The organism is Streptomyces sp. NPDC058457, from assembly GCF_042720695.1.
Lineage (GTDB): Bacteria > Actinomycetota > Actinomycetes > Streptomycetales > Streptomycetaceae > Streptomyces.
In genome coordinates this window covers 37,287-59,342 of sequence record NZ_JBHXLU010000077.1, presented here as the reverse complement: position 1 = coordinate 59,342, position 22,056 = coordinate 37,287, and the positions used below count along the sequence as shown (strand labels likewise).

Below are 22,056 nucleotides of genomic sequence, written 5' to 3'. Positions count from 1 at the left end.
CCCGTGACCTGCGCCACGGGCGGCCCGCCGGGACCGGGAGGGGCGGTCAGACGCGTGCCTCGACGGGCTCGTCCGGGGTCGGGTCCGGGTCGGTGACCGTGGCGGTGGCCGCGTTCCGTGTGAGGGCCTCGCCCTCGATGTCCACCCGGGGCAGCAGCCGGTCCAGCCACTTCGGCAGCCGCCAGGCCCGGTCCCCCAGCAGGGCGAGGACCGCGGGCACGATCGCCATCCGGACGACGAAGGCGTCGAGGAGGACGGCGGTGGCCATGCCGAACCCGATCATCTTGATCATGGACTCGCTCTCGCCGATGAACCCGGCGAATACCGCGATCATGATGAGGGCGGCGGCCACGACGACCCGGGCGCTGTGCCGGAACCCGGCGACCACCGCCTCATTCGCGGGTTCGCCGTGGACGTAGGCCTCCCGCATCCGGGAGACGAGGAAGACCTCGTAGTCCATGGCGAGGCCGAAGATGATGCCCACCAGGAAGATCGGCATCAGGCTCATGATCGGCCCGGTCTGCGCCACCCCGAACAGCCCGGCCGCATGGCCCTGCTGGAAGACCAGGACGACCGCGCCCAGCGCCGCGAGGACCGAGAGCAGGAAGCCGAGCGCCGCCTTGAGGGGGACGAGCAGGGACCGGAAGACCACCAGCAGCAGGATGACGGCGAGACCGACGACGGTGACGAGGTAGGGCACCAGGGCCGACTGCACCTTCGCGGCGACGTCGATGTTCAGCGCGGTGGTGCCGGTGACCTCGAAGGAGGCTCCGGCCGCCGACTCGACGGCCGGGCGCTCGTCGCGGATCGTCTTGACGAGGGTCTTGGTCCGGTCGTCGGTCGGGCTGGTGGCGGGCGTGGCGGTGAACACGGCGGTGTCGGCCGCCTTGTTGAAGTGCGCCTCGGAGACCGAGACGACTCCCGTCGTGCCGGCGATCCGCTCGCTGATCGTGCCCACCGAGGCCTTGGCGTCGGCGGCGCCCCTGGCGTCCACGACGATGGTCAGCGGGCCGTTGAAGCCGGGGCCGAAGCCCTCGGCGAGGTCGTCGTAGGCGCGTCGCTCGGTGGTGGACGTGGACTTGGCCTCGTCTCCCGGCATGCCGAGCTGCAACTGGGTCATCGGGACGGCGAGGGCGCCGAGGCCCAGGACGGCCAGGAGCAGCACGGGGACCGGGCGGCGCAGCACGAGGCGGGCCCAGCGGGTGCCGTGGTTGTCACGGTTGCCGTCCTGGGACGTCGCCCTCCTGAACCGGAAGCGGCGGCCGCCTTCCCGGCGGCGCGCGGCGCCCGCCAGCACGGCGTTCGGCCAGAACCCCAGCAGCGCCGGTACGACCGTCAGCGCGATGACCACGGCGACGACCACCGCACCCGCGGCGGTCAGGCCCATCTTGGTCAGCATCGGGATGCCGACGACGGACAGGCCGGCCAGGGCGATGACCACGGTCAGGCCGGCGAAGACCACCGCCGAGCCCGCCGTGCCGACCGCGAGGCCGGCCGCCTCCTCGGGAGCCCGGCCCTTGGCGCGCTCCTCCCGGTAGCGGGATACGACGAACAGGGCGTAGTCGATGCCGACGGCGAGGCCCAGCATCATCGCCAGGGTGCCGGTGCTGCTGGACAGGCCCAGGGCGTCGGACAGCAGGGTGACGGTGAACATGCTGATGCCGACGCCGAGGATCGCGGTCAGCAGCGGCAGTCCGGCGGCCGCGAGCGAACCGAAGGTGGCCAGCAGGACGACGGCCGCGACCGCGATGCCGATGACCTCGGCGACGCCCCCGGGTCCGGCGCCGCTGTCCATGGCGGAGCCGCCGGTCTCGACGGTGAGGCCCGTGTCGCGCGCCTGGTCGACGGCGTCGTCCAGTGCCGTGCGGGCGGCGTCGGTGATCTGGGACGACTTGACCTTGTAGGTGACGGTCGCGTACGCCGTCGTACCGTCCTTGCTGACCGCGTTCGCCTTGAACGGGTCGGAGACGACGGCCACCTGGGCGCCGTCGCCCAGGGCGGTCACCGTCTCCTCGATCGCCTTCCGGTGACCGGTGGCGGTGACCCGCTGCCCGTGCGGGGCGACGAAGACGACCCGCGCGGTGGCGCCGTCGGCGGCGGCACCCGGGAAGCGCTCCTGCATCAGGTCGAACGCCTTCTGGGACTCGATGCCCGGCGCCGAGAACTCCTCGTCGGCGGCGCCCGGCGCCTGCAGCGCGCCCAGTCCTACGGCGGCCAGGACGGCCAACCACAGCAAGGCGACGTACCCGCGCCGCCGGAAGGCCAGTCGGCCCAGTCGATAGAGAAAAGTAGCCACGTCAGGGAACTCCGCATCCGATCTCGCTTGGTCACCCAGGCTGTCCCGGCGAGGGCCCCCGCGTCGTCGTACGGCTACTGGCACTGCCGGCTACTGAATCCGCAGGACGGACTACTGAAACCGCAGTACGCGTCCGGGCCGCCGGATCATGCCCCGGTACGACGCCCGGACCGTCAGCGCGTCGCACCGAGCGCGCGGAGCACGGCCTCGGCCATGCCGCGCTCGCCGCGCTCGTTGGGGTGCACGGGGGCGGCCGGGGCCGCCGGGACCAGTGGTTCGATCCAGCGCACGCCGGGGTCCGCGCAGGCGCCACGGCCCGTGGAGGGCGTGTAGGTGTCGACGTACACGGCCCCGGCGGCCTGCGCCCGCTCGCGCAGCACGGCGTTGAGCCGGCGCTCTTTCGCGCGCAGGTAGCTCACGTCGCCGGGGGCCAGTCCGAGCGCGGCGCAGTCGGTTCCGGCGGCGGGCAGGATCGCCGGGTAGCCGACCACGTAGACCCGGGCCTCCGGGGCCCCGTGCCTGACGTCGTCGAGCACGCCGGACAGCCGGGCGCCCGCCGTCCTGATCCTGCCGTCGACCTCGTCGGTGCCGTCCGCCGCGTACCGGTCGCGGCACGGCGCCCCGTCGGCCGCACCGCCCGTGATCCGCTGCTCCAGCCGGTAGGCCACGCCGGTCTTGACGCAGGTCGTGATCAGCGAGCCGAAGCCGATGTCGTTCCCGCCGATGCCGAGGGTGACCAGCCGCGTGGCCCTGGTCACGGCCGACAGTTGCGCGGGGTTGACGCCGTCGTCCGTCGACTGCGGCCCGGACAGGTCGTCCATGACGGCCCCGCTGCAGCTGACGTCCCGGAACTCGGCGGCGCGCAGCCCGAGCCGGGCGGCGACCAGGGCGGGGTAGTTGTGGTCGGAGCGCTCGCAGCCGGCGGGCCGCCCGTGCCGGCCGGGGATGCGGGGGCCTGCCGTGTAGGAGTCGCCGAGCGCGGCGTACGGCCCCTTCGGCGGTGCAAGGGGCGGCGCGGCGCCACCCCCGCTGCCGCTGCCGACGGTCACGGCGGTGGCGAGCGCGAGGCACGAGGCGACCGCTGCGAGCCCGAACCCGGTACGAGTCCTCATCCGATGGTCCTGTCTCCTGCTGGGGATCCGACCGGCGCAGGGCTGGGCCGCGGTGGGCGGCGCCGCGCCGGTCTCCGACACCGCTTCAGGCTCTCCGGGCGCCGCGTGTCCCGTCGTCGTACCGATGTGGGCAATCGACGGTCTCATCGCGCAGTACGCGTGGCCGTACCGGCGTACTGCGGTTTCAGCAGCGACTACTGCGGTTCCGGTAGGCCGGGCCCCGGTGAAGGCACTGGTCGTCGACGCAGGCGGCTGAGGCGCGGGCCAGGCCCCGTTCGAACCGGGTTGTGCACCGACCCGGACGGCATCTGCGCAGAAGCGACACACAGGCTGCACACTGCCTGGCCAAAGGCTCGCTACCGTTCAGGCCGTTCGATCCCACGTGCGATCGAGATCAGGCCATGGCGGTGGACGCCGTCGGCGCAGTCGAGTCAGGAAGACGCGGATGGACTACTGCTCCTCGTGCCGTCGGCACCTCAACGGCGCCTTGGCGTGCCCCGGCTGCGGCGCCTACGCCCGGGACGCCGCCCCGCGTGCCACCGTGGCCCCGGCGAGGACCGGCGCGGCGGTCTGGCAGGTTCCGGCCGGCACCGCGTGGTCCGACCCGGACACGTACGCCGAAGAGGCCGCCGAGGACCCGTACGACGGCCAGGGCGCCGCCCCGTCCGCGCCGCTGGGCCGGGCGGCCCGGCGCCGTCAGCGGGCCCGCTGGAAGAAGAACCAGCGGCGGGCCGTGGTGGCCACCGCGGTCGCCCTGGTCGGCGGCGGCCTGACCGTCGCTTCGCTGGACCGGCAGGGCACCGACCGGGCCCAGGCGGCCACGGCTCCGGACAACAGGACCATGGGTCTCGCCGACGAGCAGGCCACCGACATCACCGACGCCACCCGGACGACGGTGTCGGCCGGCCGGCACCGGGCCCCGGACGCCACGCCCGCCACCGGTTCGGCGGCGAACACCCAACGGGCGCAGACCACCGGCGGGCGCCACGCCGCACCGACGACCCGTCAGGACACCGCCGCGTCACCGCAACCCGCGGCGACCTCAGCGGCCCAGCAGCAGTCCGCCGCCACGGTGTCCGGGGACACGGCCGCCGCGACGGTGGCGCCGACGACGGCCACGCCCACCGCGAGCGCCACCACCGGCACCTCGACGTCGTCGGCGAGCCCCGCACCGACCGCCACCGCGACCTCGCCCTCGCAGCTCTGCCTGCTGGTCATCTGCCTCGGCTGATCCCCGGGCCGCCGCGTGCACGGGTCGCGGCGGCCCGGCTGGTCAAGCCGTGGCTCACCAGGGCAGTCGGCCGTTCACGTCGAAGAAGCCGCCGGTCGGTCCGTCCGGGCCGATCTGCGCCATCCGTACGATGATCTCGGCACCCTGCTCCACGGTCTGCGTGCCCGTGTTGCCGTTCAGGTCCGTCTTGGTGAAGCCGGGCTCGACGGAATTGATCCGCATGGCCGGGAAGGCCTTCGCGAACTGCACGGTGAGCATGTTGACCGCGGTCTTGGAGGCCGGGTACGCGATGCCCGGGTAGAAGTGCGCGAAGTGGTCCGGGTCGGAGAGGGCCGTCAGCGAGGCAAGACCGCTGCTGACGTTGACCACGACCGGTGCCGCCGAGCGCTCCAGCAGGGGCCGGAAGGCGTGCAGGACGCGGACGACGCCGAAGACGTTCGTCTCGAAGGTGTTGCGCATCAGGTCCGCGGTGACGGTCTCGGCAGTGGGGACGCCGTTGTCCGCGGTCCTGCTCTCGATCCCGGCGTTGTTGATCAGGACGTCGAGCCCGCCGTCGGCCTCGATCCTCTTGGCCGCGGCCTCGACCGAGGCGTCGTCGGTGACGTCGAGGAGGACGAACCGGGCGCCCAGTTCCCCGGCGGCCCGGCGGCCGCGCTCGGCGTCCCGGGCTCCGATGTACACGGTGTGACCTGCGGCGATGAGCTGGCGGGCGGTTTCGTAACCGATGCCCTTGTTGGCTCCGGTGATCAGTGTTGTCGTCATGCCTCCACCCTGCGCCCCGGTCACGGGGGCAGCCAGAAGACCCTTCTTCCTGGGACTGCGGGTACCAGGCACCGCCGCGGCCGACCGTGTTGACTGGGGGTATGACGGCCACGGAACTCGGACAGGCACTGCGACGCTGGCGCGACCGGGTCGCGCCGGACGCGGCGGGGCTGCCGGCCGGCGGCCGGCGGCGCGCGGCGGGGCTGCGGCGCGAGGAACTGGCGCTGCTGGCCGGGATCTCGGTCGACTACGTCACGCGCCTCGAACAGGGCCGCGCGGCCAACCCGTCCGTGCAGGTCGCGGAGGCGCTGGCACGGGGGCTGCGGCTGTCCGCGGACGAGCGGACGTATCTGTTCGGGCTGGCGGGGCTGGTGCCGCCGGGCCCCGACATGGTGCCCGCCTACATCACGCCCAGTGTCCAGCGGCTCCTCGACCGGCTGGCCGGCACCCCCGTCGCGGTGTCCGACGCGGCCATGACCCTGCTGGTGACCAACCCGATGTACGGGGCGCTGATGGGCGACCCGTCCGGGCTGCGCGGCTTCGAACGCAACGGCGCCTGGCGCAACTTCCTCGCCCGGCCGACCCGGGTGCGGCACACCCCCGAGGAGCGGCGTGTCTTCGAGGCCGGCATGGTCGCCGAGCTGCGCTCGACGGCCGCCCGCTATCCGGCCGACGGCCAACTGCGGCGGATGATCGCCGAGTTGCGGGCGCAGAGCAGGCGGTTCGCCGAGCTGTGGGACGCGGGGGTCGTCGGCCGGCTGGAGGCGTCGCGCAAGACGGTCGAGCATCCGCAGGTGGGCTCGCTCACGCTGGACTGCGACCACCTCCGGGTCGAGGAGCACGACCTGCGCATCCTCGTGTACTCGGCCGAGCCGGGCACCGAGGCCGCCGAGAAACTGGACCTGATCTCGGTGCTCGGCACCCAGAGTCTCGCCGGGAAGCACTGACCCGGCCGGTACGGGCTCACCGGCACGGGCCCACCGGCACGGGCTCACCGGCAGGTGAAGCTTGCGTGACTCAAGCAAAACCCCTAGCTTCCTATCATGCGGAAATCGGTGCGGCGCGCCGCGGAGGCCACGGTCCACCTCGTCCTGACCGCCGCGATGGCCTTCGGAACGTGGATCTTCATCACCGTCCTGCTGATCACCGCGATCGGCACACTGGTGGTCGTCGGTGTCTGGCTGCTGCCCGAGACGGTGCTGCTCGTCCGGCGGATCGCGGGGGCCAAGCGGAGTCTGACCGCCGCCTGGACCGGGGTGCGGATCCCCGAGGCGTACCGGCCCCTGACCGGGGCGGTCCGCGAACGGGTGGTCACGGCCGTGCGGGACCCCGGTACCCGCACCGACGCGCGCTGGATGGCCGCCCACTGGTTCTACGGCGCACTGCTCGGCCTCGCCCTGCCGCTGTGGCCGGTGGGGCTGGTCGTCGACGGTCTGTGGTGCGGGCTGCTGCGCCGCGAGGCGGTCGTACTGCCGCTGATCGTGCGGCTCGCGGACCTGGAGGCGGACTGGTCGACGGCGCTGCTCAAGCCGTCCCCGCAGGCACGGCTCACGGCCCGGGTCGAGGAACTGGCCGCGACCCGCGCCGACGCCATCGCCGCGCACGAGGCCGAACTGCGCCGGATCGAGCGGGACCTGCATGACGGGGCGCAGGCACGGCTGGTGGCGCTGTCCCTGCGTATCGGGCTGGCCAGGCGTGCCTACGGCGGTGATCCCGTGACCGGGCTCCGACTCCTGGACGAGGCCCAGGAGCAGGCCGAGAGGGCGCTGACGGAGCTGCGGCAGGTGGTGCGCGGCATCCATCCGCCGATCCTGAGCGACCGGGGCCTGGCCGGTGCCGTGCGTGCGCTGGCGGCGAGCAGCGGTCTGGAGGTGGCCGTGGACGACGGCGGCCTGGACCAGGGGGTGCGGGCGCCCGCGGCGGTGGAGGCGGCCGCCTATTTCGCGGTGGCCGAGTCGCTGACCAACGTCGCCAAGTACAGCGGGGTGTCCCGCGCCGAGGTCCGGCTGGTCCGGTGCCGGCGCGGTCTGCGTGTGCGGGTCCGGGACGAGGGCCGCGGCGGCGCCGGGGGCAGCTCCCGGACGTTCGGCTCCGACGGAGAGGGCGGCGGCTCGGGGCTGCTCGGCATGCGGCGGCGGGTCGCCGCTCTCGACGGAACCATGAATGTGTCCAGCCCCGTCGGGGGGCCGACCGTGATCGAGGTGGAGCTGCCGTGCGTGTGGTGATCGCCGAGGACAACGCCCTCCTGCGGGAGGGGCTGGTCCTGTTGCTGACCTCGGCCGGGCACGACGTCGTGGCCGTCGCCGGGAGCGGCCCCGAGGTCGTGCCCGCGCTCGTGGAGCACCGGCCGGACGTGGCCGTGCTCGACGTGCGGATGCCCCCGGCCTTCCGCGACGAGGGGCTGCGGGCGGCGCTGGAGGCCCGCGAGCGGCTGCCCGGGCTGCCGGTGCTGGTGCTCTCGCAGTACGTCGAGGAGACGTACGCCGGTGAGCTGCTGGCCGGCGGGACCAGCGGGATCGGGTACCTGCTCAAGGACCGGGTGGGCCGGGTCGACGAGTTCCTCGACGCACTGGAGCGGGTGGCCGCCGGCGGCACCGCGCTGGACCCCGAGGTGGTCGCCGAACTCCTCACCCGCCGCAAGGACTCACCGATCGACTCGCTCACGCCCCGCGAGCGCGAGGTGCTGGGACTGATGGCCGAGGGCCACGACAACACGACCATCGCCAGGACCCTCGTGGTCACCGAACGCGCGGTGCACAAGCACATCGGCAACGTCTTCCTCAAGCTCCGCCTCCCCCCGAGCGACAGCGGCCACCGCCGGGTACTGGCGGTCCTCGCCCATCTGGCCCACGCACCGCGGGTGTGAGCCCCGCCTGTTCGCCAGGCGGCACGGGTCGTCCTGGGCGCGGCCGCCACCGGAAGAGCCCGCTCAAATAGGTCAACTCCCGCAGCAAAGTCAAGTGTTGACATGTCCTGAGCGCGTGACTGATGATCACAACTACATCACGGAGCCCCCTGAGAAACTCTGCACAACTGACGCCTCAGTGTGCGCATCCGCACCACGCGTATCCCCCGTCGGTCCTCCCCCACTCGCCGATATCTACGCATCCCCCCACCTCGCATCCCCCCACTTCTCACCCCCGCTTCCGGCACTTCGCGCGATGCCGTCATTCGCCGCGCCTCCGTTCCGTCCCCGGTCCCGTCCCCCGACAGGAAGGCTAGGCCTTGCCGGTGCTGAACACTCCCCGTCTCGCCCCCGCGGACCCGGCCCGCCGTGTCCGGCCCGCGTCCTTCGCCCAGCAGCGGCTGTGGTTCCTGGCCCAGCTGCCGGGCGGGAACACCGCCTACAACGAGACCATCGCCTTCCTCCTCACCGGCCCGCTCGACCCCGGCATCCTCACCGCCGCCTTCGACGCCCTGACCGACCGGCACGAGACCCTGCGGACCCGGCTGGTGGCCGAGGCGGGCGGAGTGAGTCAGCACATCGACCCGGCGGGCTCGGGTACCACCCTGGAATTCGAGGACCTCAGCGCCTCGGCCGACCCCGACGGGCAGGTGGCCGTGTACCAACGGGAGGAGGCGGAGCGGGAGTTCGACCTGGCGACCGGTCCGCTCTGGCACGGCCGGCTGCTCGTCCTCGACACCGCGCGTCACGTGCTGTTGCTGACGTTCCATCACAGTGTCTACGACGGCGCGTCGATGAACGTGATGATGAGGGAAGTCGGGCTCCTCTACGAGGCGTTGGCGGCCGGGGTCCCCCACGGGCTGCCCGAGCTGCGGCTGCAGTACGCGGACCACGCGGAAGCCCAGCGGGACTCCGTGCTCGGTGGCGCCCTCGCCACTCAGGAGGCCTACTGGAAGGACGTGCTGGCCGACGCCCCGCCCGTGCTCGAACTACCGCTGCCGGGGCCGCGGCCGGCGGAGCAGGGCTACGACGGCGGTCGCGTCGGGTTCGAGCTGGACGCCGACGTCACGGCCGCCCTGCGCGGGCTGGCCCGGGAACACGGGGCCACCTTGTTCGTCGCGGTGCTGACAGGCTGGGCCGTGCTGCTGTCCCGGCTCTCCGGACAACAGGACATCGTTGTCGGAAGCCCGGTCGCGGGCCGCCGCGGCCCGGCAACCTCCGGGCTCATCGGTTTCCTCGTCAACTCGCTCCCGCTGCGGGTCGACCTGTCCGGTTCCCCGACCGCGGCGGAGGCCCTGGATCGCACCCGGGCGGTGGTCCGCGGCGCCCTGGCCCACCAGGACCTGCCTTTCGAGCGGATCGTCGAGGTGGTGAACCCGCCGCGCAGCGCGGCCCACACCCCGTTGTTCCAGACGATGCTGGCCTGGGTCCCGGACCGGCACGACCTGCTGAAGCTGCCCGGGGTCGAGGCCGAGCCGCTGCCGATCGCCCACGCCCCGGCCAAGTTCGACCTCGCCCTGTCGGCGACCGAGTCGGAGGGCCGGCTCACCGGGCACCTGGACCACGCGACCGCACTGCTGGACACCGCCACCGCCGAACGCTGGGCCGGACACCTCCGCCACCTGCTCACCGACATGGCCCGGCACCCGCACCGCACCGTCGACACCCTGGAGCTGATGGATCCGCGCGAGCGCCTGGCACTGATCGGCGCCGGCGACGCCACGCGGCAGCGGGACGAGAGCGGCGACTCCCCCGACACCGGCGGCTCCTCCGACGCGGCCAACTCCCCCGACACCACTGGCTCCTCCGACACCGGCGGCTCCCCCGGCGCCATGGCGACCGCGCTGCGTACGGCCTCCGGCATCACGGAACTCTTCGAGGCCCGGGCCCGCGCGCACCCCGCCGCCACCGCCGTCATCGACCGCGACCACGCACTGGACTACGCGACGCTCGACCGGCGCGCCAACCGGCTCGCACACGCCCTCGTCGGCCGTGCCGTCCGCCCGGGTGACGTCGTCGGACTGCACGCACGCCGTACCGGTGACCTGGCCGTCGGCATCCTCGGCATCCTCAAGGCGGGTGCCGCCTATCTCCCGCTCGACCCCGGGCAGCCCTGGGAACGCCTCGCCGCCATGGTCGAGGACGCCGTGTGCCCCGTGGTCCTCAGCGACCACGACGGTGCGGACCGGCCGGGGGACTGGCTCGACATCGGCGCGGTCGAGGCAGAGGCCGAGTCAGAGGCCGAAGGGACGGCCGGGGACCGGCCGCCGGCCGGGCTCACCCGGACCCCGGACCAACTCGCCTACGTCATCTTCACCTCCGGGTCCACCGGCCGGCCCAAGGGCGTCGCCGTAGAGCACCGCAGCGTCCTCAACCTCTTCTCGGCCTGGCACGACCGGATGGGCAGCGCCCCCGGTGAGGCAGGCTCGGCCTGGTCCAGCATCGGCTTCGACGCCTCGGTCCACGAACTCCTGCTGCCCCTCACCACCGGCGGCGTGCTGCACATCGTCCCCGAGGAGGTGCGGGGCGACCCGGAGGCACTGTTCGCCTGGCTGCGCGAGCACGAGATCGTGCAGGCGTTCCTGCCGCCCGCCTACGTCAAGTGGGTCGACGAGGACCCGGCCGGACGGCTGCGCGGCCTGCGCCTGCGCAAGCTGCTGACCGGGGTCGAGTCGCTCACCGAGGCGGCGCTGCACCGCATGACGGAGCTGCTGCCCGGCCTGCGGGTCTGCTTCGGCTACGGCCCCACCGAGGCGACCCTCTACAGCACCGCCCACTACGCCCCCCGCCCGCTGGACCGCCCCTGCCCCATCGGCCGCCCGCTCCCGGGCACCCGCTGCTACGTCCTGGACGCCCGGATGCAGCCGGTCCCGCCCGGCGTCGTCGGGGAGATCCACCTCGGCGGGGCGGCCCTCGCCCGCGGCTACCTCAACCGCCCCGACCTCACCGAGGAACGCTTCCTGCCGGACCCGTTCGTGCCCGGCGCCCGCGTCTACCGCACCGGCGACCTCGCCCGCTGGGGCGACGACGGCCTGCTCCACTACGCAGGCCGCGCCGACGACCAGGTGAAGCTGCGCGGCTTCCGTATCGAACCCGGGGAGACAGCCGCGGCGTTGACGCGGCTGCCCGGCGTCCGCGAGGCCGTCGTCCTCGCCGACCAGGACCCGGCGGGCCGGCCCCGGCTGGTGGCCGCCGTCGGCCGGGGCGCCGCCGCGGCGCGCACCAGCGCCGACTGGCGCGCGGCACTCGCCCACAGCCTGCCGGACTACATGGTCCCCGCCGTCGTCCTCGACCTCGAGACCCTGCCGCTGGGCCGCAGCGGCAAACTCGACCGCGCCGCTCTGCTCCGCCTGGTCCACGAGCAGACGTCGGACCAGGTCAACACCGCCAGCCCGCGCGACCATGTCGAGCACGCCCTGTACCGCATCTGGCAGCGCATCCTGCTGCACCCCGCGATAGGCGTCGGCGACAACTTCTTCGATCTCGGCGGCACGTCCCTGTCGGCCATCAAGATGGCCCACGAGGTCACCGAGGCCTTCGGCCGCCGGCTGCCGGTCGCCGAGGTCATGGTGCGGCCGACGATCGAGGCGCTGGCCGCGCTGCTGCGCGAGGACGGCGCAGACCGCGCCCCGGGCAGCCTGATCGAGTTCCGCCGGGGCACCGGCCCCCGGGTGGTCTGCGTCCACCCGGCCGGCGGCACCGCCTTCTGCTACCTGCCCCTCGCCACCCACCTCCCCGGACACACCGGCCTCTACGGCATCCAGTCGCCCGGCGTGAACCCGGGAGAGGACGTGCTGCCCAGCGTGGAGACCATGGCGGAGGCGTATCTGCGCCTCCTCGAACCCCTCGGCGAAGGTCCGCTCGTCCTGACCGGGCTCTCCTACGGCGGACTCGTCGCCCACGAGATGGGACGCCTGCTCGGCGCCGCCGGACGGACCGACGTGAGCGTGGTCCTCCTCGACACCCAGGCGACCGACGACGCCGAGGCCCGTGCGGCGATCACCGCCGTCGACGCGGCCGAGTTCCGCGACAAACTCGTGCGGTTCAACGGGATGTACCCCGGCATCGACGACGCCCAGGTGGACCGCTACTTCCGGATCTACAACCACAACCGGCTCACCGCCCGCGAGCACGTGCCGGCCGCCTCACCGGCCCGGCTGGTCCTCGCGGAGGCCGTGCCGGACGGCGCCGACACCCCCTTCCACGCCGAGGTCCGCGCCTTCTGGCGGCAGCGCGCACAGGGCGAGTTCCGCGTCGAGACGATGGCGTGCGACCACTGGGAGATCCTGGAAGGCGCCGAGACCGCCCGGGTCGCCGCACTGCTCGCCGCCGAACTCGCCCATCACGAAGGGCAGTCGACGCACGCGACGCACTCCGTCGCCGTACCGGCGGGAGAAGCCCGATGACCGACCGCACCGCACCGTCCGGAACGACCGAGGCCGGACCGGCCGCAACAGACCCGGCCGAGGCCGGACCGGCCCAAGCAGGAACGGCCGAGGCAGAAACGGCCGAAACCGACCTGGCCGACGACGTATTGACTGACCGTGTCCTGGCTGACGGCGGACTCGTACAGGCCGTGCTCGCCCAGGCTCGCCGCGTGCCCTCCGCCGTCGCCGTCGAGGACGGTGGCCGCCTGCTCGACTACGCGGAACTCGACCTGCTCAGCGGCCGGGTCGCCGCGAGGCTGCGGGAACGGGGCGTGGGCGCCGGGCAGTCCGTCGCGGTCTGCCTGCCCCGCTCCTGGCAGCTGGTGTGCGTCATGCTCGGCATCCGCCGCGCAGGCGCCGCCGTCGTCCCCCTGGACCGGCTCAGCCCGCCCGACCGGCAGCGCCACATCCTCGACGACTCCGGCGCCGTCGCGGTCGTCCACGACGGTACGACCGAGCACGTGGACGGGATCGACGCCGACCTGCTCCTCGGCCCGGCCGCGACACCCGCTGCCGTGAAAGCATCCGAACCCATCGGCGACGCCGACCCGACCGCCTTCGTCTTCTACACCTCCGGCAGCACCGGCCGCCCCAAGGGCGTCGAGGTCACCGACGCGGGTGTGCTGCGGCTGGCCCGGCCCGGCTGGCTCGACCCGCGGCCCGGCGCCCGCTTCGCCTGCCTGTCCAACCCGGCCTTCGACGCGCTCAGTTTCGAGGTCTGGGCCCCGCTGCTCACCGGCGGCGTCTGCGTCGTACTGGACGACTCCGACGTGCACAGCCCGCACCGGTTCGCCGCCGCGTTACGCGAACGCCGCGTCGACACCGCGTTCATCACCGTGGCGCTCTTCAACACGGTCGTCGACAAGGTTCCCGGCTGCTTCGCCGACACCGGCCAGGTCCTCGTCGGCGGCGAACGGCTCGACCCGCGCGCGATCCGCACCTGGTACGCCGCCAACCCGGGCTCCGCCACCGTCCTTCACAACGTGTACGGGCCGACGGAGGCCACCACGTTCGCCCTCTGTCACCCGATCCCCCGCGACTTCGACGGCGACTCGGTCCCGATCGGCACCCCGCTGCCGGGGACCGGGCTGCTGCTGCGCACCGCGGACGGGCGCACCGCGGAGGACGGCGAGGTGGCCGAACTCCTGCTCTCGGGAACGGCGTTGGCGCGCGGCTACCGCAATCTGCCGGACCTGACCGAGCGTTGTTTCGTCCGTTTGGAGGACGAGGACGGCATCCCGCGCCGCTGGTATCGGACCGGTGACCTGGTACGCCAGGACGCCGACGGGCGCGTGCACCACGTCGGACGCGCCGACCGGCAGGTCAAGGTGCGCGGCTTCCGCATCGAACCCGGCGAGGTGGAGCAGCGGATCATGACCCTGCCCGCCGTCCGGCACGCGCACGTCTGCACCCGGCGCGACACGGCGGACCGCCATGAGCTGCTGGCCTTCCTCGTCCTCGGCGACGGCCTCTCCTTCGCCGACTACGAACGTCACCTCGGTACCGCCCTGCCGCCGTACATGCGCCCCCACCACACCCACCTCGTCACGGAACTCCCGCTGACAACCAACGGCAAGGTCGACCAGGCCGCGCTGCTGCGCGCGGCGGGCACGCCGTGGCGCGGGAGACGTGCGGACGCCGCGCCGGTCAGTGCCGAGCAGCGTCCCGTCCTGGAGATCGCCGAGGAGATCCTCGCCGTCGGCGGCCTGCGGCCCGACGACCGCTGGATCCCGAGCGGCGGCGACTCCCTCAAGGCGTTGCGCTTCCGCTTCGAGATCCTGGAGCGGTACGGCGTCGACATCCCCCAGGGCCTTGTGCTGCGCGCCGACTTCGCCGCTCTCGCGGACGCCGTACGCACCGCCGAGGCGGACTCCCGTCCGCCGGTGCCGCCCGCCCCGGACGCCACGGCCGCGCCTGCCACCAGCGAACAGGAACGCCTCTGGCTCCTGCACCGGCGCGACCCCGACGACCGCTCCTACGACGTGCCGCTCGCCTTCCGCGTCCGGGGCACCGTCGACCCGCAGGCACTGCGCCACACGCTGCGCACACTGGTGGCGCGGCACCCGGCCCTGCGCACCCGGCTGGTCCCCGCCCCGGACGGCCTGCTCCAGCGGACCGAGGCGCCGTACGACCCCTGGCAGCCGCTCGACGCCCCCGCCGGGGAGCCCTGGCAGGAGACCGCCGACCGCTTCTTCGCGCACCGCTTCGACCTCACCGAGCACCGTATGCTGCGGGCCGCCTGGGCGGAGCGCGCGGACGGCGGTCTGCTGCTTCTGCATCTGCACCACGCGGCCGTGGACGGCTGGTCGCTCAACCTCCTCTTCCGCGACCTCAGCGACGCCTACGCGGGCGACGCCGGGCGTCCGGCGCCGACCGCCGGCCCTCTGGACCTCGCCCGCTGGCAGCACGACTGGCGCGCCACGCCCGCCTACGAACGCCACCACGCCCGGCTGCGCGACCACTACGCCGACGCGGTGGAGCCGTCACCCGCCCTGCCCGCTCCCGAGCCCGCGGCATCCGCCCGGCCGCGGGCCGGGCTGCTGCGCACCTCCCTCGACCTGGTCCGCCGTTCCGCACTGGACCGGCGCGCCGCGGAACTCGGCCTGACCAGGTTCCAGTTGCTGGTGTCGGCGTTCGCCGCGTGCCTGTACGGCGTGACCGGGCAGGCCCGGCCCCTGGTCGCCGCTCCGGTGGCGAACCGGCCGCGCCCCGAGTTCGCCGAGAGCGTCGGCATGTTCGCGAACACCGTGCTCCTCGACCTCGCCGTACGGCCCGACGACTCCCTGCACGCCCACCTCACCGCACACGCGGACACGGTGACCCGGGTGCTGGAGGGACAGGAGGTCCTCCTCGCCGATCTGCTCGCCGATCCGGCGTTCCGCGACCGCACGCCCCTGTTCGACTACCTGTTCGTCCTGGAGAACACGGAGTTCTCCACGCTGCGCCTGGCCGACTGTGCGATCGAGCCCCTGTGGCCGGAGCCCGCGGGCGCCAAGTGCGCGCTGACCCTGTCGGTGGTGGAGGACGAGTCGGGGTTCGGCTGCCTCTGGGAGTACCGCGACGACTTCGGCTCCGACCGCGCGGCAGCGGCGGCCCGGTTGTTCCGGCGGGCCCTGGACCGGCTGACCGGCGACGGCGACCTCACCGTGCGCGAACTCGTCGCTCCCCACCGCACCTCGGCGACCGCTCACGGCACTCCGGTGGCAGCGGACTTCACGACGGTCGCCGAGGGCTTCGCCCGCCAGGTCGCCCGCACCCCGGACGCGCCCGCCGTCACTTTCGGCGGGACCACCCTCACCTACGCCGAACTCGACGCCCAGGCCGACGAGTTGGCGTCGCTCCTGAGGGCGCCCGAGGATCCCGCCGCGCCGGCGTCCGTGGCCCTGTACCTCCAGCCGTCCGTCGAGCACGTCGTCGCCCTCCTCGCGGCGGCCCGCCGCAACCTGACCGTCGTGCCCCTCGACCCCGCCTACCCGCCGGCCCTGCTGCGTCATGTGCTGGACCGTGCCGCCCCGCTGTGCGTGCTGACCGGCGCCCAGGACCTCGACGTCCTGGCCGCGATCGCCCCGCCGGACCTGCCGCGGCACGTCGTCACCCTCTCCCGTACGCCCACCGCGCCGCCCGTGCCGTACCGGCATCGCGGACTGAGGCCGCTGTACACCCTGTTCACCTCGGGCTCCACCGGCACCCCCAAGGGCGTCCAGGTCCCCGACCGGACCCTGTGCTCCCTGCTCACCTGGCAGCGGACGGCGGGCGGACTCGAACGGCCCGCCGTCACCCAGCAGTTCTCCATGCTCTCCTTCGACGTCTCCTTCCAGGAGATCCTCACCACGCTGTGCTCCGGCGGTGAGCTGCGCCTGGTGCGTCCGGCCTGGCGGCAGGACGTGCCCACACTGCTGCGGCAGTTGGAGACGGGCGGTGCGGAGCGGATCTTCCTGCCGTACGTGGCGCTGCAGATGCTCGCCGAACACGGCGTGCGCCTGGGGGTGTTCCCGTCCCGACTGCGTGATGTCGTCACCGCCGGGGAGCAGTTGGTGTGCACGGACGCGATCCGCCGCTGGTTCGCCGGGCTGCCGGGCGGGGCTCGCCTGTTCAACCACTACGGCCCGACCGAGACCCATGTCGTCAGCGCCCTGTGCCTGGAGGGCGACCCCGCCGCCTGGCCGGCCCGTCCCGCCATCGGGCGCCCGGTGGCGGGGGCCGTGCTGCGGGTGGTCGACGAGGGCGGCCTGCCCGTCCCGCCGGGTGTGACGGGCGACCTGCTCATCGGCGGTCCCATGGCGGGCCGTTGCTATCTCGGCGACCCCGCCGCACACCGCGACCGGTTCCTCGACGACCCCGAGCTGGGCACCCTCTACCGGAGCGGGGACCGCGCCCGCTTCGACGAGCGCGGTCTGCTGCACTACGCGGGGCGCGACGACGGCCAGGTCAAGCTGGGCGGACACCGCCTCGAACTGGGCCAGGTCGAGGCCGCGTTGCTGGAGCTGCCCGGGGTGGTCAACGCGGTCGCGGGGGTACTGGACGGCCTGCTGGTCGCCGCCCTCCAGTGCCGGGGTGAGGATCCCGATCCTGCGGACCTGACCCGACGGCTGGCGCTGCTGCTGCCCGCCTACGTCCGGGTCGCCGCCTTCCGCCGCGTGGCGGACCTGCCGCGCACGCCCAGCGGCAAGCTGGACCGCCGGGCGGCGCTCACCGCGCCGGGACGGGAACTCGGGCCCGCGCCCGCATCGCGGGCGGGGCACGAGCCACGGCCAGGGCACGAACCGGGAGCGGACGGCCGTACGGGCGCCGGGCCGTCGCAGCTGGAAGGGCGGCTGGCCGAGCTGTTCCGGACGGCGACCGGGCGGACCGTCGCCGTGGACGAGCGGTTCCTCGACGCCGGGGCCACCAGCCTGGACCTGATGCGCTTCCAGCTCAGATGCACGGGAGAGGGTGATCTCCCCTTCTCCGTGCCGGACTTGTTCGAGCACGTCACCCTGCGCGCCCTGGCCCGGCTGCTGACGGACGGCGGCACCGCCCGCGACACCCCGGACCGCCGACCGGAGGCGTCTGGCGACACCCGGCGGACAGCGGACGAGCCGGTCGCCGTCGTCGGCATGGCCGTACGGCTGCCGGGCGCGCCCGACCTGGCCGCCTTCTGGGACCTGGTCGTCTCCGGCCGGCGTGGCATCGAGCACTTCGCCGCGGCCGACGGCCGGGTCGGCGCCCGCAGCCAGTCGGCGGGACTGCTCGACTTCGACCCGGGCCGGTTCACGATCAGCCCGCACGAGGCCCGGCTGATGGACCCCCAGCAGCGCCAGCTGCTGATGAACTGCGCCGAGGCCCTGGCCCACGGCGGAATCGGCGACCCGGCCCGGCTGCGGGTCGGTCTGGTCGCCTCCTGCGGCGAGAACACCTACTTCCAGCGCATGCTCCGCGACGGCGACCCGGACCTGCTGCCCGACTCCTTCCGGCTCGCCCTGCACCACGAGAAGGACTTCCTCGCCACCAAGGCCGCCTACCATCTCGGCCTCACCGGACCGGCGTTCACGCTCCAGTCCGCCTGCTCCAGCTCGCTCGCCGGGGTGCACGTCGCGGCCGGGATGCTGCGGCAGGGCGACGCCGACGTGATGCTCGTCGGCGGGGTCCTCGTCGACACGGAGCTGACGGACGGGTACACCTACCGGCCGCAGCACATCTTCTCCCCCGACGGGCACTGCCGGCCCTTCAGCGCGGACGCCGAGGGCACCGTGGGGGCGAGCGGCACCGGCGTGGTCGTCCTCAAGCCGCTGGCCGCGGCCCGCCGGGACGGCGACACCGTGTACGCGGTCGTCACCGGCTCGGGGCTGAACAACGACGGCTCCGGCAAGCTCGGTTACAGCGCCCCGTCACTGCCCGGGCAGCGGGCCGCGATCCGCACGGCACTGGACCGGAGCGGTCACGGTGGCGGCGACGTCGGGTACGTCGAGGCGCACGGCACCGGTACCCGGCTCGGGGACCCGGTCGAGGCGGCCGCGTTGCGGCAGGCGTACGGGCTGGCGGAGGACGCGAGGGTGGCGCTGTCGTCCGTGAAGAGCCAGATCGGGCACCTGGGCGCGGCGGCGGGCGTCGTCGGCCTGGTACGGGCGGTGCTCGCCGTGCACCACGGGGTCGTCCCGCCCACGGCCGACTTCGACCGGCTCAACCCGGAGATCGCCGACGGCCCGTTCCGGATCCCGGTCGCCGCCGAGCCCTGGCCCGCCGGTCCGCGGCGGGTGGCCGGGGTGAGCAGCTTCGGCATCGGCGGCACCAACGCCCATGTGCTGCTGGAGCAGCCGGACCCGGTGCCGGTGCCGGACCCGGTGCCGGACCCGGCGGAGCCACTGCCGTGCCTGGTGCTGTCCGGCGCCTCGGAAGCCGCGGTCCGCGCGGACGGGCGCCGAATCGCCGACTACCTCACGGCCCGTCCCGACGCCTACCCCCAGGTGCTGCGGCACCTCCAGGCCGGACGCCCCGCCCTCGCCCACCGCGCGGCGGCCGTCTGCCCCGACGCCGCCTCGGCCGTCGCCTGGCTGCGGGCGCTGCCGACGGTCACCGCACCCCCGTCCCAGGACGCACCGGCGGTCGAGGACCGCGACCCGCACACCCTCGCCGAGGCATGGGCGGCCGGCCGCACCGTCGTGTGGCCGACGGGTCCGGCACCCGCGCCCTGGGACTTCCCGCCGCCCGCCTTCGACACCGCCGAGTACGACTTCCCGCGCGCCCCCGTCGAGCGGTCCGTAACCTCCCGGCTGCCCGCCGCGCAGTGGCTGCACCAGCCCCTGTGGACGCGCTCGCGGCGCGCCCGCACCGGCGCCCCGGTGTCCCGTCGTACCGCCGTCGTGGTGACCGGCCCCGGGCAGGACGGCGAGAACTGGCGGTTCCTGGAACGCCACTACGCCCGCGTGGTGACCGTACGCGCCGGACAGGGCCTGACCCGGCTCGGCGACGACCGCTACGAGGCCGACGTCGCCGACGCCGGGCAGCTCGCCGCCCTGCTCGACCGCCTGACCGGCGCGGACGGCTCCGACGCTGACGGCTCCGACGGACCTGATCGGCCGGACGGAGGGTCCGTCGACTGGCTGCACGCGCTTCCGCTCGCCCTCGACGGCAGCGCGACCACGGCCTCGCTGGACACGGCCGAGTGGGCCTGCCTCGACACGGTCGCCGCCCTCGCCCTGGCCCTCGCCGGCCGTCCGGAGGCGGACCGGCCCCGGGCCTGGCTGCTGTCCCAGCGGGCGCAGCCTGTCACCGGGAGCGTGCACACCCCCGAGGCCGGTCTGCTCGCCGCGGCCCTGGAAGTTCCCCGGCAGGAACTGGGCGTCACCCTGCGCTGGGCCGACCTGCCAGGACCGCACCCGGCCGGCTGGGCCGCCCACCTGCCCGACCTGCTCCTCGACGACACCATCGCCGTCACCGACCGGGCGACGGCCCTGCGGGACGGCTTCTGGTGGCATCGCGCCAGCGTGCCGGTGCCCGTGGGCGAGACGCCCCGGCCCGCCGCCGCGCCGGGCACCCATCTGGTCCTCGGTGGCACGGGCGGCCTCGGCACCACCCTGGCCGCGAGCCTCCTGCGGCACCCCGGGAACCGGGTCGTCCTGGTGGCCCGCGGCGCCGAAGTGCCCGCCGAGCTGCGGGCGTTCGGCGAGCGCGTCACCCTCGTCACCGCCGACCTGGCGGCCGAGGAACCCGCGGCCGTCGCGGACCGGCTGGCCCCGCTGCTGGACGGTCTGGCCGGCATCGTGCACGCCGCCGGCACCGCCGCGGGCGGGCTCCTGGCCCGGCGTGAACCGGCCGCCGCGCGCGGCGTCACGGCGGCCAAGCTGCGCGGCGCCCTGCTCGTCGAGCTGCTCGTCGCCGAGCACGCCCCCGACTACGTCCTGTACTGCTCCTCGATGGCGGCCCGGTTCGGCGGGGTGGGCCAGTTCGACTACGCGGCCGCCAACGCCTGCCTCGACGCCTACGCCCACCACAGCGCACCCGGCGGCGACGCCACCGTACGCACGAGTGTCGGCTGGGACGCGTGGCGCGACGTCGGTATGGCCCAGCAGCACGCCGCCCGGGCGGACGCCCGGCATCGCGAACACCTGACCGTGGCGCTCACCCCCGAGGAGGGTACGGCCGTCTTCGAGCGGGCCCTCCACCTCCAACTGCCGTACCTCATGGTGAGCACCACGGACCTGACGGCCTCGCGGGCCTTCTACGAACCGTCTCTCACCGCCGAGCCCGCCACTCCCGCAGCCGCCGCTCCCGAGCGGGGTGACCTCGGCGCGGAGATCACCGGAATCCTCCTCGACCTGCTCGGCGTGGACACCGTCGACCCGCAGGCGGCCCTGTACGACCTGGGCGCCGACTCGCTGACCCTGCTGGAACTCCTCGACGAGATCAAACGCCGGCACGGCGCCGACATCGAGCTGTCCCGGCTCAGCCACCGGGTGAGCCTCGCGGAGCTCCTCGGTCACCTCGCCGGCAGCGGTGCCCGCCCGCACGGCGTGGTGGACGTCGAGGTGTGGCAGCGCGGCCCGGGGCCGGACGTGCTGTGCCTGGTGCATCCGGTGGGCGGGGACATCCAGGCCTACCGGCCGCTGGTGTCCGCCCTGCCCGACGACCTCACCGTCTGCCTGATCGCCGACCCCGGGCTGCGCGCTCCCGGGCTGCCGGACCGCTCCATCGACGAGCGCGCCGCGCACTATCTGGCCGCCGTACGACGGGAGTTTTCGGAACCCGGGCGCCGACTCGCGCTCGCCGGCTGGTCGTTCGGGGCGTGGACCGCGCTGTCGATGGCCACGCTCGCCGAGGCCGACGACCGGCCGGTGACCGCCCTCCATCTCCTCGACCCGCCGCCGCCCGGGGCCGGGCACCGCCTCGCCGGCTACGACGAGGAACGGATACAGGCCGTCTTCGCGCGCGAGTTGAGCGGAAGCGGCGGGGGGCGGCCGGCCGAGCCGGTGCACGACGCCACCGGACCCCTCCCAGGAACCGTCGGTCCCCTCACGGAGGCCGGTCGTGTCTACGCCGAGCGGCTCGCGCGCTGCTGCCGTGCCAACCTTGCGGCGATGGCCGGGCACCGGCTGCCGCGGCTGCGCCGGACGCCCGCCGCCGTATGGCTGGCGGAACGCCCCGTGGCCGAGGCCGCGCTCGCGCCGGAACCCACCGCCCCCGGTGCGTGGGACGCCCATCTTCCGTCGCCGTACCGGCTTCACCACGTCGACGCCGACCACTACGAGATCGTCGCCGAGCCGCATGTCCGGGAGATCGCCGCCGCCCTCGCCGGGACCCCGTCCGCCGCCCGGCCGCAGCCCGCCGGACGGATCTGAGGAGACCAG

Annotated in this window: 9 protein-coding genes; 6 read left to right on the top strand and 3 right to left on the bottom strand. The window is 74.2% G+C overall.

The features are described from left to right. Positions 1–46 precede the first annotated feature (46 nt). Both ACFWPS_RS40535 and ACFWPS_RS40530 read right to left on the bottom strand, forming a co-directional pair. A complete protein-coding gene (locus tag ACFWPS_RS40535; RefSeq protein WP_383715309.1) occupies positions 47–2,296 on the bottom strand; it encodes an MMPL family transporter in 2,250 nt (749 codons plus the stop codon). Between the two features lie 173 nt (positions 2,297–2,469). Further along, positions 2,470–3,408, bottom strand: coding sequence for an SGNH/GDSL hydrolase family protein (locus ACFWPS_RS40530; protein ID WP_383715306.1), 939 nt, complete (start codon positions 3,406–3,408; stop codon positions 2,470–2,472). 445 nt (positions 3,409–3,853) lie between these two features. On the opposite strand from ACFWPS_RS40530, the gene ACFWPS_RS40525 reads away from it, so the two are divergent. Then, on the top strand, positions 3,854–4,639 hold the full coding sequence (locus tag ACFWPS_RS40525; RefSeq protein WP_383715303.1) for a hypothetical protein: 786 nt from the start codon (positions 3,854–3,856) through the stop codon (positions 4,637–4,639). Positions 4,640–4,693: 54 nt separating this feature from the next. On the opposite strand, the gene ACFWPS_RS40520 is transcribed toward ACFWPS_RS40525, so the two are convergent. Continuing rightward, positions 4,694–5,401, bottom strand: coding sequence for an SDR family oxidoreductase (locus ACFWPS_RS40520; protein WP_383715300.1), 708 nt, complete (start codon positions 5,399–5,401; stop codon positions 4,694–4,696). A 101-nt stretch (positions 5,402–5,502) separates the two neighbouring features. Here ACFWPS_RS40520 and ACFWPS_RS40515 point away from each other — a divergent pair, with 101 nt between their 5' ends. From ACFWPS_RS40515 to ACFWPS_RS40495, 5 genes are all read left to right on the top strand, one after another. Then, on the top strand, positions 5,503–6,348 hold the full coding sequence (locus ACFWPS_RS40515; protein ID WP_383715298.1) for a helix-turn-helix transcriptional regulator: 846 nt from the start codon (positions 5,503–5,505) through the stop codon (positions 6,346–6,348). 96 nt (positions 6,349–6,444) lie between these two features. After that, entirely contained in the window at positions 6,445–7,626 is a 1,182-nt protein-coding gene (locus tag ACFWPS_RS40510) for a histidine kinase (RefSeq protein ID WP_383715295.1), read from the top strand. Further along, complete coding sequence (locus ACFWPS_RS40505) at positions 7,614–8,267, top strand: response regulator (protein WP_383715293.1); 654 nt, start codon at positions 7,614–7,616, stop codon at positions 8,265–8,267. Before ACFWPS_RS40510 ends, ACFWPS_RS40505 begins: the two co-directional genes overlap by 13 nt. Before the next feature lie 365 nt (positions 8,268–8,632). Beyond that, the gene (locus tag ACFWPS_RS40500; protein ID WP_383715290.1) at positions 8,633–12,712 is read left to right on the top strand and encodes an amino acid adenylation domain-containing protein; all 4,080 of its coding nucleotides are present in this window, start codon (positions 8,633–8,635) and stop codon (positions 12,710–12,712) included. Further along, positions 12,709–22,047 carry an amino acid adenylation domain-containing protein gene (locus ACFWPS_RS40495; protein ID WP_383715288.1) on the top strand — a complete coding sequence of 3,113 codons (9,339 nt, stop codon included), beginning with the start codon at positions 12,709–12,711 and terminating at the stop codon, positions 22,045–22,047. Before ACFWPS_RS40500 ends, ACFWPS_RS40495 begins: the two co-directional genes overlap by 4 nt. Positions 22,048–22,056: the final 9 nt, after the last annotated feature.